The organism is Pseudomonas arcuscaelestis (assembly GCF_016881005.1).
Classification (GTDB): domain Bacteria; phylum Pseudomonadota; class Gammaproteobacteria; order Pseudomonadales; family Pseudomonadaceae; genus Aquipseudomonas; species Aquipseudomonas arcuscaelestis.
The window spans coordinates 160,476-176,611 of record NZ_JACOPV010000014.1 but is presented as its reverse complement, the minus strand read 5'-3'; the positions used below and the strand labels follow the sequence as shown (position 1 = coordinate 176,611).

General features: G+C 59.3%; 13 protein-coding genes. 9 read left to right on the top strand and 4 right to left on the bottom strand.

The features are described 5' to 3' along the window. The 4 genes from H8F21_RS21615 (at window position 1) to lpxC (ending at window position 4,409) form a co-directional block, all read left to right on the top strand. Window positions 1–870, top strand: coding sequence for a cell division protein FtsQ/DivIB (locus tag H8F21_RS21615; RefSeq protein ID WP_136474692.1), 870 nt, complete (start codon window positions 1–3; stop codon window positions 868–870). 14 nt (window positions 871–884) lie between these two features. Beyond that, on the top strand, window positions 885–2,138 hold the full coding sequence (ftsA, locus tag H8F21_RS21610) for a cell division protein FtsA (RefSeq protein ID WP_136474693.1): 1,254 nt from the start codon (window positions 885–887) through the stop codon (window positions 2,136–2,138). A gap of 56 nt (window positions 2,139–2,194) precedes the next feature. Then, a complete protein-coding gene (ftsZ, locus tag H8F21_RS21605; protein WP_136474694.1) occupies window positions 2,195–3,385 on the top strand; it encodes a cell division protein FtsZ in 1,191 nt (396 codons plus the stop codon). Window positions 3,386–3,497: 112 nt separating this feature from the next. After that, window positions 3,498–4,409 (top strand): UDP-3-O-acyl-N-acetylglucosamine deacetylase, encoded by a 912-nt coding sequence (lpxC, locus tag H8F21_RS21600; RefSeq protein ID WP_028943297.1) that lies wholly within the window; start codon window positions 3,498–3,500, stop codon window positions 4,407–4,409. A 911-nt stretch (window positions 4,410–5,320) separates the two neighbouring features. Here the strand turns inward: lpxC and H8F21_RS21595 are convergent. Next, window positions 5,321–5,779: a DciA family protein gene (locus H8F21_RS21595; RefSeq protein WP_203585284.1), complete on the bottom strand. Its 459-nt coding sequence runs from the start codon at window positions 5,777–5,779 to the stop codon at window positions 5,321–5,323. Between the two features lie 284 nt (window positions 5,780–6,063). Between H8F21_RS21595 and secA the strand changes: the two genes are divergently transcribed. The 4 genes from secA (at window position 6,064) to H8F21_RS21575 (ending at window position 11,794) form a co-directional block, all read left to right on the top strand. Next, window positions 6,064–8,799, top strand: coding sequence for a preprotein translocase subunit SecA (gene secA / locus H8F21_RS21590; protein WP_203479521.1), 2,736 nt, complete (start codon window positions 6,064–6,066; stop codon window positions 8,797–8,799). A 127-nt stretch (window positions 8,800–8,926) separates the two neighbouring features. Beyond that, window positions 8,927–10,144, top strand: a complete 1,218-nt coding sequence (gene argJ, locus H8F21_RS21585; protein ID WP_203479522.1) for a bifunctional glutamate N-acetyltransferase/amino-acid acetyltransferase ArgJ — start codon at window positions 8,927–8,929, stop codon at window positions 10,142–10,144. A gap of 76 nt (window positions 10,145–10,220) precedes the next feature. Continuing rightward, window positions 10,221–10,853, top strand: a complete 633-nt coding sequence (locus H8F21_RS21580) for a glutathione S-transferase (RefSeq protein ID WP_203585283.1) — start codon at window positions 10,221–10,223, stop codon at window positions 10,851–10,853. After that, window positions 10,850–11,794 carry a Nudix family hydrolase gene (locus tag H8F21_RS21575; RefSeq protein ID WP_203479524.1) on the top strand — a complete coding sequence of 315 codons (945 nt, stop codon included), beginning with the start codon at window positions 10,850–10,852 and terminating at the stop codon, window positions 11,792–11,794. The genes H8F21_RS21580 and H8F21_RS21575 overlap by 4 nt, the downstream gene beginning before the upstream one ends. 25 nt (window positions 11,795–11,819) lie before the next feature. On the opposite strand, the gene H8F21_RS21570 is transcribed toward H8F21_RS21575, so the two are convergent. The 3 genes from H8F21_RS21570 to H8F21_RS21560 are packed head-to-tail and all read right to left on the bottom strand — an operon-like array spanning window position 11,820 to window position 15,386. Continuing rightward, window positions 11,820–12,380, bottom strand: coding sequence for a cob(I)yrinic acid a,c-diamide adenosyltransferase (locus H8F21_RS21570; RefSeq protein WP_203479525.1), 561 nt, complete (start codon window positions 12,378–12,380; stop codon window positions 11,820–11,822). A gap of 2 nt (window positions 12,381–12,382) precedes the next feature. Then, on the bottom strand, window positions 12,383–14,419 hold the full coding sequence (locus H8F21_RS21565; RefSeq protein ID WP_203544137.1) for a sensor histidine kinase: 2,037 nt from the start codon (window positions 14,417–14,419) through the stop codon (window positions 12,383–12,385). Between the two features lie 49 nt (window positions 14,420–14,468). After that, window positions 14,469–15,386: a putative 2-dehydropantoate 2-reductase gene (locus H8F21_RS21560; RefSeq protein WP_203479527.1), complete on the bottom strand. Its 918-nt coding sequence runs from the start codon at window positions 15,384–15,386 to the stop codon at window positions 14,469–14,471. Window positions 15,387–15,499: 113 nt separating this feature from the next. Between H8F21_RS21560 and H8F21_RS21555 the strand changes: the two genes are divergently transcribed. Next, on the top strand, window positions 15,500–15,985 hold the full coding sequence (locus H8F21_RS21555) for a YajQ family cyclic di-GMP-binding protein (protein WP_136474703.1): 486 nt from the start codon (window positions 15,500–15,502) through the stop codon (window positions 15,983–15,985). Window positions 15,986–16,136 lie beyond the last annotated feature (151 nt).

The following is a 16,136-nucleotide window of genomic DNA, read 5'->3' as shown; positions in this document are numbered from 1 at the left end:
ATGCAAGGCGCGATGTTACGTCATCAGCAACCCGCCACCGGCCGCAGCAAGCCGGTGCCGCGTGGTGCCAGCCGGATGGTGGCCAAGGAGCCACTGTCGGCGCGCCTGCCAAAGGCCAATTTCAGCATCTTCAAGCGGCTGCTCTGGCCGGTATTGCTGGTCGCCGCAGGTTTCGGTGCGTATGAGGGTGCGCAGCGCCTGATGCCGTATGCCGACCGGCCGATCACCAAGATCGCCGTACAGGGGGACCTCAGCTACATCAGTCAGCAGGCTGTGCAACAGCGAATCGCCCCGTATGTGGCGGCCAGCTTTTTCACTGTCGACCTGACTAGCATGCGTGCAGAGCTGGAAAAGATGCCCTGGATCGCCCATGCCGAGGTACGCCGGGTGTGGCCCGACGAGGTGGTGATTCGCCTGGAAGAACAGTTGCCAGTAGCGCGTTGGGGTGAAGAAGCCTTGCTCAATAACCAGGGCCAGGCCTTCACACCTCGCGAACTGGCCAACTACGAGCACCTGCCGCAGCTGGTCGGGCCGCAGCGGGCGCAGCAACAAGTGATGCAGCAATATCAGGTACTGAGCCAGATGTTGCGGCCAATGGGCTTTTCGATTGCCCGGCTGGAAGTGCGCGAGCGCGGCAGCTGGTTCCTGACCACTGGCGCCGGTAGTGCCGGGCCTGGAGTCGAGCTGCTGTTGGGGCGCGATCATCTGGTAGAAAAAATGCGCCGTTTCATTGCCATTTACGACAAGACACTAAAAGAACAGATCACGAACATCGCCCGCATCGATCTGCGTTATGCCAATGGCCTTGCTGTTGGCTGGCGGGAACCGATTGCACCGACGACGGCCCAACCCGCCGTTGCGAAGAATTAGAGAGAGGCAGGACCATGGCAAATGCGCATAGCGGCAAAATGATCGTCGGGCTGGATATCGGCACCTCCAAGGTAGTGGCGCTGGTAGGCGAAGTCGCGGCTGACGGCACCCTGGAAATCGTTGGTATCGGTACCCATCCTTCTCGTGGTCTGAAGAAGGGCGTGGTCGTCAATATCGAGTCGACCGTGCAGTCGATCCAGCGGGCAGTGGAGGAAGCCCAACTGATGGCGGGCTGCCGGATCCACTCGGCGTTCGTTGGCGTTGCCGGTAACCACATCCGCAGCCTGAACTCCCACGGCATCGTCGCAATCCGCGACCGTGAAGTCAGTTCGGCCGACCTTGAGCGTGTTCTTGACGCCGCCCAGGCCGTTGCCATTCCTGCCGATCAGCGGGTTCTGCACACCCTGCCGCAGGACTATGTGATCGACAACCAGGAAGGTGTGCGCGAGCCGCTGGGTATGTCGGGTGTGCGCCTGGAAGCCAAAGTCCACGTCGTTACCTGTGCCGTCAATGCCGCGCAGAACATTGAAAAGTGCGTGCGTCGCTGTGGCCTGGAAATCGACGACATCATTCTCGAACAATTGGCCTCGGCCTATTCGGTGCTGACCGATGACGAGAAAGAACTGGGCGTGTGCCTGGTGGACATCGGTGGCGGTACCACTGACATCGCCATCTTCACCGAAGGCGCCATCCGTCACACTGCCGTGATCCCGATTGCTGGCGACCAGGTGACCAACGACATCGCCATGGCGCTGCGTACTCCAACCCAGTATGCCGAAGAGATCAAAATTCGTTATGCCTGCGCCCTGGCCAAATTGGCCGGTGCCGGTGAAACCATCAAGGTGCCAAGCGTCGGTGACCGTCCACCGCGCGAGCTTTCGCGCCAGGCGCTGGCCGAAGTGGTCGAGCCGCGTTACGACGAGCTTTTCACCCTGATCCAGGCCGAACTGCGTCGCAGCGGCTACGAAGACCTGGTGCCTGCGGGCATCGTTCTGACCGGCGGTACCGCGAAGATGGAAGGTGCGGTGGAGCTGGCCGAAGAGATTTTCCACATGCCGGTGCGCCTGGGCGTGCCGCATAGCGTTCGGGGTCTTAGCGACGTAGTACGCAACCCGATCTATTCCACTGGTGTGGGCCTTCTGACCTACGGCCTGCAAAAGCAGTCCGACGGCGTGAGCCTTACCGGTACCAGCAGCAACAACTATGGCGATGAACCAAAGGCACCGGCGCTGGAGCGTTTTACGCGCTGGGTCAAAGGCAACTTTTAAAGTTTCAAAGCAGTAGTAGTAGGCGCAAAAACTAGAGAACTGTAAGGAGAGGGAAAATGTTCGAGCTCGTAGACAACGTCCCGCAAAGCCCGGTCATCAAAGTGATCGGTGTCGGTGGCGGCGGTGGCAACGCCGTCAATCACATGGTCAAGAGCAGCATCGAAGGCGTTGAGTTCATCTGCGCCAACACTGATGCTCAAGCGCTGAAAAACATCGGCGCGCGCACCATTTTGCAACTGGGTACTGGTGTCACCAAGGGACTTGGTGCTGGTGCTAATCCGGAAGTCGGTCGTCAGGCCGCGCTGGAAGACCGTGAGCGCATAGCCGAAGTACTGCAGGGCACCAACATGGTGTTCATCACCACTGGCATGGGTGGCGGTACCGGTACCGGTGCTGCACCGATCATTGCCGAAGTGGCCAAGGAACTGGGTATTCTCACCGTTGCGGTGGTGACCCGTCCGTTCCCGTTCGAAGGCCGCAAGCGCATGCAGATTGCCGATGAGGGCATTCGTGCACTGGCAGACAGCGTTGACTCGCTGATCACCATTCCCAACGAGAAGCTGCTGACCATCCTGGGCAAGGACGCAAGCTTGCTGTCCGCTTTTGCCAAGGCTGACGACGTACTGGCGGGTGCCGTTCGCGGTATCTCCGACATCATCAAGCGCCCGGGCATGATCAACGTCGACTTCGCCGACGTCCGTACCGTAATGAGCGAAATGGGCATGGCGATGATGGGCACTGGCTGCGCCAGCGGTCCTAACCGTGCACGTGAAGCGACGGAAGCGGCTATCCGCAACCCGCTGCTCGAAGACGTCAACCTGCAGGGCGCTCGTGGCATCCTGGTAAACATCACTGCAGGTCCTGACCTGTCGTTGGGTGAATACTCGGACGTTGGTAGCATCATCGAAGCCTTTGCGTCCGATCACGCTATGGTCAAGGTCGGTACTGTTATCGATCCGGACATGCGCGATGAGCTGCACGTAACCGTAGTTGCTACTGGCCTGGGTGCAAAAATCGAGAAGCCGGTCAAGGTCATCGACAATACCCTGCAAACCGCTGCCATGCAGACTGCTGCTCCGGCGCCGGTTCGTCAGGAACAATCGTCGGTCAACTACCGTGACCTGGAGCGCCCGACTGTAATGCGCAACCAGGCGCATGCCGGGGCTGCCGCTGCTGCCAAGCTCAATCCGCAAGACGATCTGGATTACCTGGATATTCCAGCTTTCCTGCGTCGTCAGGCTGATTAATGAAATTTATCAGGGGTATAAGGGTGATTGGTATTCAGCAAAGGCCGGGTCTGGTATTATCCTCAGCCTTTGTTGATACCAGTTCGCAATTTGCGCTGAAGCGGCCAATGCCATGATTAAACAACGCACCCTGAAGAATATTATCCGTGCCACAGGTGTCGGCCTGCACTCTGGGGAAAAGGTTTACCTGACCCTCAAACCTGCTCCTGTGGATACCGGCATCGTATTTCGCCGTGCCGATCTCGACCCCGTGGTGGAAATTCCTGCCCGCGCGGCGAATGTCGGCGAGACCACCATGTCTACGACATTGGTAAACGGTGATACCAAGGTAGACACGGTTGAGCACTTGCTCTCGGCCATGGCTGGCCTGGGCATCGATAACGCCTACGTCGAGCTCTCCGCGTCCGAAGTGCCGATTATGGACGGTAGCGCTGGACCCTTTGTATTCCTGATTCAATCTGCCGGCCTGGAAGAACAGGACGCAGCCAAGAAATTCATTCGTATCCTGCGCGAAGTAACAGTGGAAGACGGCGACAAGCGCGCTACTTTCCTGCCATTCGACGGATTCAAAGTGAGTTTCGAGATCGATTTCGATCACCCGGTGTTCCGTAACCGGACTCAAAGCGCCAGCGTGGACTTTTCCAGCACCTCATTCGTGAAGGAAGTCAGTCGCGCCCGGACCTTCGGGTTCATGAGCGATATCGAGTACCTGCGCAAGCACAACCTCGCGCTCGGCGGCAGTGTGGAAAACGCCATCGTGGTGGACAAGGACGGCGTGCTCAATGAAGACGGCCTTCGTTATGAAGACGAATTCGTCAAGCACAAGATCCTCGACGCCATCGGCGACCTCTACCTGCTGGGCAACAGCCTGATCGGCGAGTTCAAGGGCTACAAGTCCGGACACGCGCTGAACAACCAGCTGCTGCGTAAGCTGATCGAGGAAACAGATGCCTGGGAAGTGGTGACTTTCGAAGATGCCAGTACGGCACCGATCTCTTACATGCGTCCAGTTGCGGCAGTGTAAGTTCGAACACTCTCTCTAGTGAATCAGGCCACCTTCGGGTGGCCTTTTTTATTTATCTTCATGGCATTCCGGGAACTCCACCTGCTGGTTAGGTTGGTAGGGGTTCGAGGCTGCGTGCTTATCCATTCAATGCGCACCGCGGGTGATTACCAAATGGGGCTCGAGTGTCGATGGGCATATCCATTTGATGCAGTGGCACCACTGGCTGGTTTCGCCTTTACGGCGACCCACTTTTGTCGGGGCAAAAGTGGGCAAAACCCCTTGTCCCTGCATTCGGCCCTACGCTGCGCTCCGGGTTCCCTCATTCCACCCTTGCTCCCGCGGGGACCGCGCCGAAGGGCCGTCCTGGCCCTGCGGCGCTCGCCGGCCATCCATGGCCGTCGCCCCACTACGCAAGGGTTCCATTCGGCCTACTGAAGGGACAATTTGTGGCGCCTGCACGATCTGTGTAGGGAGAAGCACAGCAACGGCACCGGCAACAGTGCGGCGCTGGTGTGCAGCTTTTGCTTTTGATCTGGCTCTTCGTACATCGTCAGCCCAGACACCCTGGATCGTCCCTTCAGTAGGCTGAGTGTAGGTATTGCGTAGTCGGGCGCAGGCCATGGATGGCCTGCGAGCACCGTAGGGCCAGGACGGCCCTTCGGTGCGGTCCCGACGGGAGCAATGCCGGAGCGAAGGGACCCGGAGCGCAGCGCAGGGCCGAATGCAGGGACACACGGTTTTGGTTCCTTTTGCCAAGACAAAAGGGACCCGCCGTAAGGGCGGAAGGGGCCAACAGCGGCGCCGCATTGAATGGATAAGCTCACAGACTCAAATCCCAGCCCAGCCCAGCCCAGCCCCAAGATCATACTCCCGGGATTCCGTGAAGAACCTTTTTATTACTGCGGGTAATCCTGCTCCTACGCCTTGCCTCAGGCGTCCTTGTCCCGCGCATGGCTGGCCAGGCGCTCAAGGGCTGCACGCAGCTTTGGATCACTGATGCCGTCAGCGGTGGCTTGAATGCTTTCTGCAGCGCGCGTGGAAAGGTCGGCAGTGTGTGTGGCCGCTCGGCTCTGGGTCGTCGGTGGCTGAACCTTGAACAATATCCGCGTCAGGCTGACGAATACATCGAGCGTCTGTAACTGGCGTTGCAAGCGCTTTTGCTGGTAGCGCAAGCGCGTGGCCCAATGGCCATCGGTAACGATCAGCAGCAGCGTACCCTCGCGCCATGAAGCGATATGGCAATGCTCGCGCGCTGCCGGTTGCAGTTGGCTGTCGAGCAGTTGCTGCAATTGCGCCAGGCGCTGGGCTTGGTTGAACAAGGCTTTGAGTGGCCGGGCTTCGCGGAGCAAAACGGCGGGCGCGCGGGCCGGCAGGGGACGAAAAGCCATGAAGGGACACCTGAAGTTACAGTACCGGCATCTTATCAGATCCCCCGTCTTGCGCCTCGACCGGGTGCCTGCGACAAAACTTCATGTGGCTGATGGGTTGAAGTTGTGAAAAAAGGCCTTATTGTAAAAAAGCCCCGTCAAAGCGCTGTGCCAGCATTGTGGAAATCCGCCACTTTCCTCACCGTCGTTTCCGGGTAGAATGCTCGTTCGCATGCGGCCATAAGGGCTGCACGGGCGACTCACGGGGCCGCCCTCCATCCCTATGTGTGGAAGATCCTGTCGATATGTTTGCGCCTTTGTTAAAAAAACTTTTTGGAAGCAAGAACGAGCGTGAGGTCAAGCGCCTGCTCAAGGCGGTGCAGTCCGTCAATGCCTTCGAAGAGAAGATGGTGGCCCTCTCCGACGAACAACTGCGCGGAAAAACCGCAGAGTTCAAAGAGCGCCTGGCCAAAGGCGAGACCCTGGACCAATTGCTCCCAGAGGCCTTCGCTGTCGCGCGTGAGGCCGGCAAGCGGGTCATGGGCATGCGCCACTTCGATGTCCAGCTGATCGGCGGCATGGCCTTGCACGAAGGCACTATCGCAGAAATGCGTACTGGTGAAGGCAAGACCTTGGTCGCAACCCTTGGCGTATACCTCAATGCACTGTCCGGCAAGGGCGTGCACGTGGTTACGGTCAACGACTACCTGGCTCGTCGTGACGCCAACTGGATGCGTCCGCTGTATGAGTTCCTCGGTCTGACTGTCGGCGTCGTTACCCCGTTCCAGCCGCCGGAAGAAAAGCGCGCTGCCTATGCTGCCGATATCACCTACGGCACCAACAACGAATTCGGTTTCGACTACCTGCGCGACAACATGGCGTTCAGCATGGAAGAGAAATTCCAGCGCGAGCTGAATTTCGCTGTGATCGACGAAGTCGACTCCATCCTGATCGACGAAGCGCGAACCCCGCTGATCATCTCCGGCCAGGCCGAAGACAGCTCCAAGATGTACGTCGAAATCAACAAGCTGATCCCACGCCTCAAGCAGCACATCGAGGAAGTCGAGGGTGAAGTCACCCAGGAAGGCCATTACAAGATCGATGAGAAGAGCCGTCAGGTTGAACTCAACGAAGCTGGCCACCAGTTCATCGAAGAGATGCTCGCCCAGGTCGGTCTGCTGGCCGAAGGCGAGAGCCTCTACTCGGCGCACAACCTAGGCCTGTTGACGCATGTCTATGCCGGTCTGCGCGCGCACAAGTTGTTCCATCGTAACGTCGAGTACATCGTCCAGGACGGCCAGGTCCTGCTGATCGACGAGCATACCGGTCGTACCATGCCGGGTCGTCGCTTGTCCGAAGGCCTGCACCAGGCTATCGAAGCGAAGGAAAACCTGAACATTCAGGCCGAAAGTCAGACCCTGGCTTCGACCACCTTCCAGAACTACTTCCGTCTCTACAACAAGTTGTCCGGCATGACCGGTACTGCTGATACCGAGGCCTTCGAGTTCGCCCAGATCTACAACCTCAACGTTATGGTCATTCCGCCGAACAAGCCGTTGGCGCGTAAGGACTACAACGACCTGGTGTACCTGACTGCGGAAGAGAAATACGCCGCAATCATTGCCGACATCAAGGAAAGCATGGCCCAGGGGCGTCCGGTGCTGGTAGGTACTGCCACCATCGAGACTTCCGAGCACATGTCCAACCTGCTCCAGAAGGAAGGCATCGATCACAAGGTACTGAACGCCAAGTACCACGAAAAGGAAGCCGAGATCATCGCCCAGGCCGGTCGCCCGGGTGCACTGACTATCGCCACCAACATGGCGGGTCGTGGTACCGACATCCTCTTGGGTGGCAACTGGGAGGTGGAAGTCGCGGCAATGGAGAACCCTACTCCGGAGCAGATTGCGCAGGTCAAGGCCGACTGGCAGAAGCGTCACCAGCAGGTGATCGAGTCTGGCGGCTTGCATGTGATCGCTTCCGAGCGTCACGAATCCCGTCGTATCGACAACCAGCTGCGCGGTCGTTCCGGCCGTCAGGGTGACCCTGGATCCAGCCGTTTCTACCTGTCGCTGGAAGACAGCCTGATGCGCATCTTCGCCTCCGATCGGGTGAAGAACTTCATGAAGGCCCTGGGTATGCAATCGGGCGAGGCCATCGAGCATCGCATGGTTACCAATGCCATCGAAAAAGCCCAGCGCAAGGTCGAGGGCCGCAACTTCGACATTCGTAAGCAACTGCTTGAATTCGACGACGTGGCCAACGAGCAACGTAAAGTTATCTACCACATGCGTAACAGCCTGCTGGCAGCTGACAATATTGGTGACACCATCGCCGAGTTCCGTCAGGAAGTGCTCGACGCTACCGTTGCCCAGCACATCCCGCCGCAATCGCTGCCAGAGCAGTGGGACGTGGCAGGCCTTGAAGCGGCGTTGGCCAGCGATTTCGGGGTGAAGCTACCGATCCAGCAATGGCTCGACGAAGACGATCACCTGTACGAAGAGACCCTGCGCGAGAAGCTCATGAACGAGCTGATGGCGGCGTACAACGAGAAGGAAGAGCAGGCAAGCGCCGAAGCCCTGCGTACCTTCGAGAAGCAGATTCTGTTGCGTGTTCTGGACGACCTGTGGAAAGACCACCTGTCGACCATGGATCACCTGCGTCACGGCATTCACTTGCGTGGCTATGCGCAGAAGAACCCGAAGCAGGAGTACAAGCGCGAGTCCTTCAACCTGTTCCAGGAATTGCTCGAATCGATCAAGCGCGACACTATTCGCGTCCTCTCGCACGTTCAGGTTCGCCGCGAAGATCCTGCCGAAGAAGAAGCTCGCCTGCGTCGCGAAGCAGAAGAACTGGCCGCTCGCATGCAGTTCCAGCACGCCGCAGCCCCTGGTCTGGAGCAAGTCGAGGAGCAGGAAGAGGGCGCTGAAGTTGCCGTCGCCGCTGCCCCGGTACGCAACGATCAGAAGCTGGGCCGCAACGAACTGTGCTGGTGTGGTTCGGGCAAGAAGTTCAAGCACTGCCACGGCCAGATCAACTAAAGTCTTCTACCCGGCAGTCTGCTGATTCACGAACACTACGCCGCGACTGGTACCTTGCCGTCGCGGCGTTGTTCCATCTCAAGCACCGGCATTTCTGGCCCGGTGTACTTTTTCTAGGAGCGCTTACATGGCTGTTGGTCTTGGTCCTTTGCCAACGTTGCACCCGGTTCCAGGCTTTGAACTGGGTATCGCCTCTGCAGGTATCAAGCGCCCGGGGCGCAAGGACGTCGTGGTCATGCGCTGCGCCGAAGGTTCCAGCGTGGCCGGTGTGTTCACCCTCAACGCCTTTTGTGCAGCGCCCGTTATCCTGGCCAAGCAGCGCGTGCAAGGTACCGTGCGTTACTTGCTGACCAACACTGGCAATGCCAACGCCGGTACTGGCGCGCCGGGCCTGGCCGCTGCCGAGCGCACGTGCGCCAAGCTGGCTGAGCTGACCGGTGTCGACGCCAGCGCGGTGTTGCCGTTTTCTACAGGTGTCATCGGTGAGCCGCTGCCGGTCGAGAAAATCGAAGGCGCCCTGCAGGCTGCGCTGGACGATCTGTCGGAAAACAACTGGGCTGAAGCGGCCACAGGCATCATGACCACTGACACCTTGCCAAAAGGTGCCAGCCGTCAGTTCCAGCACGACGGCGTAACCATCACCGTAACCGGCATCAGCAAAGGCGCCGGGATGATTCGTCCGAACATGGCGACCATGCTCGGTTATATCGCCACCGATGCCAAGGTCGCGCCTCAGGTGCTCAAGGACCTGATGCTCGATGGTGCCAACAAGTCGTTCAACCGCATCACCATCGATGGCGATACCTCGACCAACGATTGCTGCATGTTGATTGCCACGGGCAAGGCAGATGTGGCCGAAGTCACCGAAGCCCGTGGTTCGTTGTTCGAGGCGCTTAAAAAGGCGGTGTTCGAAGTGTGCATGGAAGTGGCTCAAGCCATCGTCCGTGACGGCGAAGGTGCTACCAAATTCGTGACTGTCCAGGTCAACGGCGGTGGCAACCATCAGGAATGCCTGGATGTGGGTTACGCCGTTGCGCACTCGCCACTGATCAAGACCGCGTTGTTCGCCTCCGATCCGAACTGGGGCCGCATCCTTGCTGCCGTGGGTCGTGCTGGGGTGCCGGAGCTGGACGTCAGCCTGATCGATGTGTACCTGGGTGATGTGTGCATTGCCAGTAAAGGTGGCCGCGCCGCGACCTACACTGAGGCGCAGGGTTCTGCAGTGATGGCCCAGGAGGAAATCACCATTCGCATCGAGCTGGGCCGTGGCCAGTGCAGCGAAACCATCTGGACCACCGACCTGTCCCACGAGTATGTGAAGATCAACGCCGAATACCGTACGTGACTTAATCGCCGGGCAAGCCTTTTCCCACCGTGGGAGCGGGCTCGCCCGGCGGCAGTCCCCCTCGATGGAGCCGAACATGAACTACCACCTGATCATCGGCGACAAGCTGTACTCTTCCTGGTCGCTGCGCGCCGCCCTGGCCCTTGAGCTGGCCGGCGCAACGTATGAAGAAACCCTGATCAAACTCAACCAGCCCGACACCCGTACACGGCTGCTGGAGTATTCCCCTACCGCCAAGGTTCCGTTGCTCAAATGCGAGCACGGCATCATCGCCGACTCCCTGGCGATTGCCGAGTACTTGGCCGAGCGTCACCCGCACGCCAATCTGTGGCCGACGGATGTTGCTGCCCGTGCACAGGCTCGGTCGGCCTGCGCGCAGATGCACAGCGGCTTTTTCGCCCTGCGTGGCAACATGCCTTTCGATCTGTCCCGGGACGAAGCGCTGGAGAATGTTCCGCTGGACGTTCAGGTAGACATCGATCGCATCGTCGCCCTCTGGTCTGAATGTCGTCTTGCCAGCAAAGAAAGCGGTCCGTTCCTGTTTGGCCAGCCATCGTTGGCCGATGCCTTCTTCGCCCCGATAGCCGTGCGTTTACGTACCTACCGGGCCGAGGTGCCGGCAGACGCGGCAAGTTATATCGAAACCATCTACCAGTGGCCGGCCTTCCAGGCCTGGCAAAAGGCTGGCCTGGCGGAGCGGGAAGGGTGAAACGTATACATGTAGCGGCGGCGGTGATTCGCGGTGCCGACGGTCGTATTCTCATTGCCCGTCGCGCCGATAGCCAACATCAAGGTGGTTTGTGGGAGTTCCCAGGCGGCAAGGTCGAGGATGGCGAGGCTGTCGAGCTGGCGCTTGCCCGCGAGCTGAATGAGGAGCTGGGTATTGTCGTCAGCGCTGCGCGACCGCTGATCAAGGTCAGCCACGACTACAGCGACAAGCAGGTATTGCTTGATGTCTGGGAGGTCACAGGTTTTACCGGTGAGCCCCATGGCGCTGAAGGGCAGCCCCTGCTTTGGGTATCGGCCCGCGAATTGGCGCAATACGATTTTCCTGAAGCCAACCGGCCGATCGTTGCAGCTGCGCGCTTGCCGGCTGAATACCTCATTACCCCGGAAGGCTTGGAAGTGCCGCAGATGTTGCGCGGTATTCAGAAAGCCATCGCTGGCGGGATCAAACTGGTCCAGTTGCGCGCCCCGAACATGTACGACCCCAAGTACCGCGATGTGGCCGTCGACGCTGTAGGCTTGTGTGCGGGCAAGGCGCAACTGATGCTCAAGGGGCCGTTGGAATGGCTGGGGGATTTCCCTGCTGCGGGCTGGCACCTGACTTCGGAGCAACTGCGCAAGTACGCCAGCAAAGGCCGTCCGTTTCCGAAAGAGCGTTGGCTGGCGGCATCGTGTCATAGCGCCGAGGAAATGGCGCTGGCCGAGCAGATGGGAGTGGATTTCGTCACCTTGTCACCGGTGCAGGCGACCCAGACGCATCCCGATGCCCAGCCGCTAGGCTGGGAGCAGGCACAGCAACTGATCGAAGGCTTTAATAAGCCTGTGTATCTGCTCGGTGGTGTAGGTGCTGCCGAGCGGGAGAAGGCCTGGCAGCATGGTGCTCAAGGTGTAGCAGGCATTCGCGCGTTCTGGCCTGAGGTCTGAATCAAGAGCTGCGGCGATGAAAGCTTCAGGGTTTCGCTGCAGCCTGCCAAAGCACTTCGGCTACACCTTGGCGGCGCCCGATCAGGCGCGCCGCCACAAACAGCAGATCCGATAACCGATTGATGTATGCCAGGCCAACCCCGGCCAGTGGCTCGACGCTGTTCAACTGTTGGCAGCGGCGTTCGGCGCTACGCGCCAGACTGCGGCATACATGGGCTTGCGCAATCAATGCCGAGCCACTGGGCAAAATGAAGTTTTCCAGTGGTCCCAGTTCTTCGTTCCAGCGATCGATAGCCGCTTCCAGGCGTTCGACCTCAGCACTGTTGAGCGCCTGATAGCTAGGCATTGCCAACTCGCCACCGAGGTCGAACAAACGGTGTTGGCAGGGTGCCAATACCTCTGCCACTTCGTCCAACCCGTGTTGGTCCAGCCCGGCAAGCAGCACCCCGAGTTGGCTGTTAAGACTGTCGACTTCGCCGATCGCCTCGATACGGGGGTGATCCTTGGGCACCCGACGGCCGTCACCGAGACCAGTTTCGCCTTTGTCACCGGTACGGGTGTAGATCTTCGATAACCGAAAGCCCATGTTCATGTCTCCAATTTGTGTGGCTCGGCCACTGTCGGCACACTGCCAGCCAATGGCAGGCGCAAGGTAAAGCAGGTGCCTTGACCCGGTGCGGATTGCACCTCCATCTGGCCTTTGTGGTTATTGGTGATGATGAAGTACGACACTGACAGGCCCAGCCCCGTGCCCTGACCAATTTCCTTGGTGGTGAAAAAGGGCTCGAAGGTCCGTTTTCGCACAGTCTCCGGCATGCCGACACCGTTATCCTCGACCTGGATCTCTGCCCAGGGTGGATTGAGTCGCGTGCGCAGGATGATCCGTCCTGGTTCGCTGTCGTCTTCGCGCAGGTGTATGGCCTGGGCTGCATTTTTCAGAAGATTGAGCAGCACTTGCTCCAACTCGTTGGCAGTGCAGGGTACCGGGCCCAGATTGGGATCGAACTGACGCACAATCGCTTGTCCCTTGAAGTCGAAGCCGATGGTCAGGTCGAAGTCATTGCCAGCAATTTCTACCGCCTGGTCGATAAGGGCCGGTAAGTCGCAGGGTGCCAGCTGACGGTTGCTGCGGCGGCTGAAGCTGAGCATGTGGGTGACGATTTTTGCGGCGCGGGCACCCGCCTGCTGAATGCCATCGAGCAGCTGCGGTACTTCTCGGCTTTCCAGGTAGCGGTTGACCACAGGAAGATCCACGCCGATTTCGCCCGCTTGCTCCTGGTTTTTCGCCAGGTCCGGCGACAGGCGACGACGGATGTTCTGAACGTTATGCAAAATCGCCCCCAGCGGATTGTTGATCTCATGGGCCATGCCTGCGGCCAGGCCGCCGACCGAGAGCATTTTCTCCGACTGCACCATCATTTCTTCAAGCGACAGGCGTTGGGTGATGTCGTCGATACGGATCACCACGCCGCGTCCACCACCGCCCATCAACGGATAGAAGGTCAGCGCGTAGTGTCGAGCGTCTTCGCCCTTGGTCCAGGTTACTCGCTCGATTTTCGCTACCCGATGCTTCTCGACGCTTTCCTTCAACTGCGGCAGGAACGGCTTGAGGGGCTCGAAGGCAAGGAAGATCGGTTGGTTCAAGGCTTCGTCCAGCGGCGTTCCGGAAAGCACACTGGCCTCCTGGTTCCACTGGGTGACGTAGAGCTGTTCATCGAGGGCGATCAGTGCCGAGGGCATGGAGTCGATGATGCTGTTGAGGTAGTTCTGGAAACCTGTGAGCTTCTTCTCGATCTTGCTGCGTACCTGAACCTCAAGCTCCAACTTGCGGTTGGTGTGACGGGTTTCCTCGGCCAGGCCCTGGGCTTGGTCGTAGGCATCCTGGAATTCGTCGCGGGCCCGCTTGAGCTGCTGTTCACGCGCCTCGATACGCGAGAGCATGGTGTTGAACGCATCGGCCAGGCTACCGATTTCGTCGTCATTGCCGCGTTGCGCGCGCAGTGAGTAGTTTTCTTCGCGGGTCACCTGGCGAGACAGTTGTTCCAGCGAGTTGATCGGCTGGGTGATCAGGCGCTTGATTTGCCGGGCAATGATCATCCACAACAGAATGCTGAATACCAGGATCCCCAGGCTGGCGGTAAGAATGCCGGTGTAGAAGGCCATGGGCAGTTCGCTGCTAGCCACCATCAACAGGTAGCCGGGAGGAGCCCCCGGACGCGTCAGCTTGGTGAGCTGGGTATTGCGAAACTCGGTGAGCCGCCAGTTCTCGATATGCCGAAAGCGCGTGGGCAGGGGCAACAGTTCGCCATGCTGCAGTTGCGCCAGCAGCTTGCCGTCGCTGCCGTACACCGCTGCGGCACGCAATGGGGTATAGCTGTCGAGTTCCTTGAGCAGGGCCTGGGCTTTTTCGGGCGAATCAGCCGCTTGCGAGGCCAGTTGCGGGTTGGCCACCAGGCGACCGATGGTCTGCAGTGCCTGGGGTGCCATGCTTTCCTGGGAAATCCAGTAGGCGGCGCTGATGAAAGTCAGGTTGGCCACCAGCAAAATGGTGATCAGCAGTACCAGCAGGGCGGCCAGCAGTTTTTGCCCGACTGGCAGGTTTTCCAGGCGTTCGCGCAATGTCATGTGTGAGCGGGATCCCGGTGTCAAGGTGAAGGGCAGGGTAACGCTGCGCTCAGTCGCAGGGCAATCCGCGTGCGCTCAAGTGTTCGAGCAGGCGCCGATAGAGGCGCTCCAGGTGCGGCAGCTCAAGGTGGTGCCGGCTGGCAGCGCGGCAAGCGTGACCAAGCAAGTAGTGAATTTCGGTACGGCGGCCCTGTCGCACGTCCTGATACATGGAAGAATAGTTGGCTGCGGTAGCCTTGATCACCCGTTCCACTTCCTCGCTGAGCCCTTGCGCCGCTTCGGTCTGGCCGCAACACCGTAGCAGTTCGGCGAGCTCGGCGCAGAGCGTCGCTACTTCACAATGGTGCTCTTGCAGGCCACCGTTGCGACAGTCATGCAACACGGTCAGCGGGTTGATCGCGCAGTTAAGCGCCAGCTTGCGCCACAGGCGGGTGAGAATGTCTGGCGTCCATTGGTGGGGAATCGCCGCATCCTGAAGGTCATCGAGCCACTCAGGCGCCACTGGATTGGCCTGGTCGCCCAGCCAGTTAAAGCCGTGACCGGCGAAGTTCACTTGCCAGTCAGCCTCGCGGAAGGCCCCTTCGGTGCTGGAGGCAAAAATACAGCGGGCGTGTGGAACCTGATTGGCTACCGCGTCCTGACTGCCGAGGCCATTCTGCAACAAAATCAACTCGGCGCCGTGAACCAGCCGAGGGGCCAGTTGCGCGACCGCCTGCTCGGCATCATAGGCCTTGCAGGCCACCAGCAGTCGGTGGATCGGTGTAGTGTCCTGTACGGTTTGCGCCGGGATTGCATGCAGTTGCGCCTGGCCTTTTTCGATCAGGGTCAGGCCCCCGGTCGCTTGATAGGCTTCAAGACGTGCGCAATCGCGTAGGATCAGGCGGACCGCTTTGCCTGCACGGGCCAGTCGACAAGCCCAGAGGCTGCCCAGACTGCCGGCGCCGAGAATATGCCAGGTGCTGCTCATCAGCGTTTCGCAACCGTTATAATGAGCCGGTATTTTAACCGTCAAACCCTGCGCGCTCCATCGCCCTCTTTCAATAGAGCCGAGAGCGTGCGTTTATTTTTTGGAGAGAAGGTATGCCGTCGTTCGACGTGGTATCGGAACTGGACAAGCACGAAGTCACCAACGCAGTGGAAAACGCGGTCAAGGATCTGGATCGCCGCTATGACCTCAAGGGCAAGGGCAGCTTCGAGTTCAAGGAAAAGGACCTGGCCATCACCCTGACCGCCGAAGCCGAGTTCCAGCTGGAAGCGATGATCGAGATCCTCAAGCTGGCCCTGGTCAAGCGCAAGATCGACGTCCAGTGCCTGGAAGTGAAGGATGCCTACGCGTCGGGCAAGGTAATGAAGCAGGAAGCCACCCTCAAGGAAGGCATCGACAAGGAGCTGGCAAAGAAGATCGTCGCTCACATCAAAGACGCCAAGCTCAAGGTCCAGGCGGCCATCCAGGGCGAGCAGGTACGCGTCACCGGCAAGAAGCGTGACGACCTGCAGGAAGCCATCGCCGCCTTGCGCGCCAAGGAATTCGGCATGCCGCTGCAGTTCAACAACTTCCGCGACTGATTGCGCTGTCTTGGAACCTTGGCGCTGTTTTGGCGTCCGAGGTTCCTGTTGCCGCTGAAACGATTGCGGCGCGATTTTTACAGCTTTTGCCCCTCGGCATCAGGAGAACATTATGGATTTGAGTGCTGAAGTCGATCAGCTGGTCAAAACG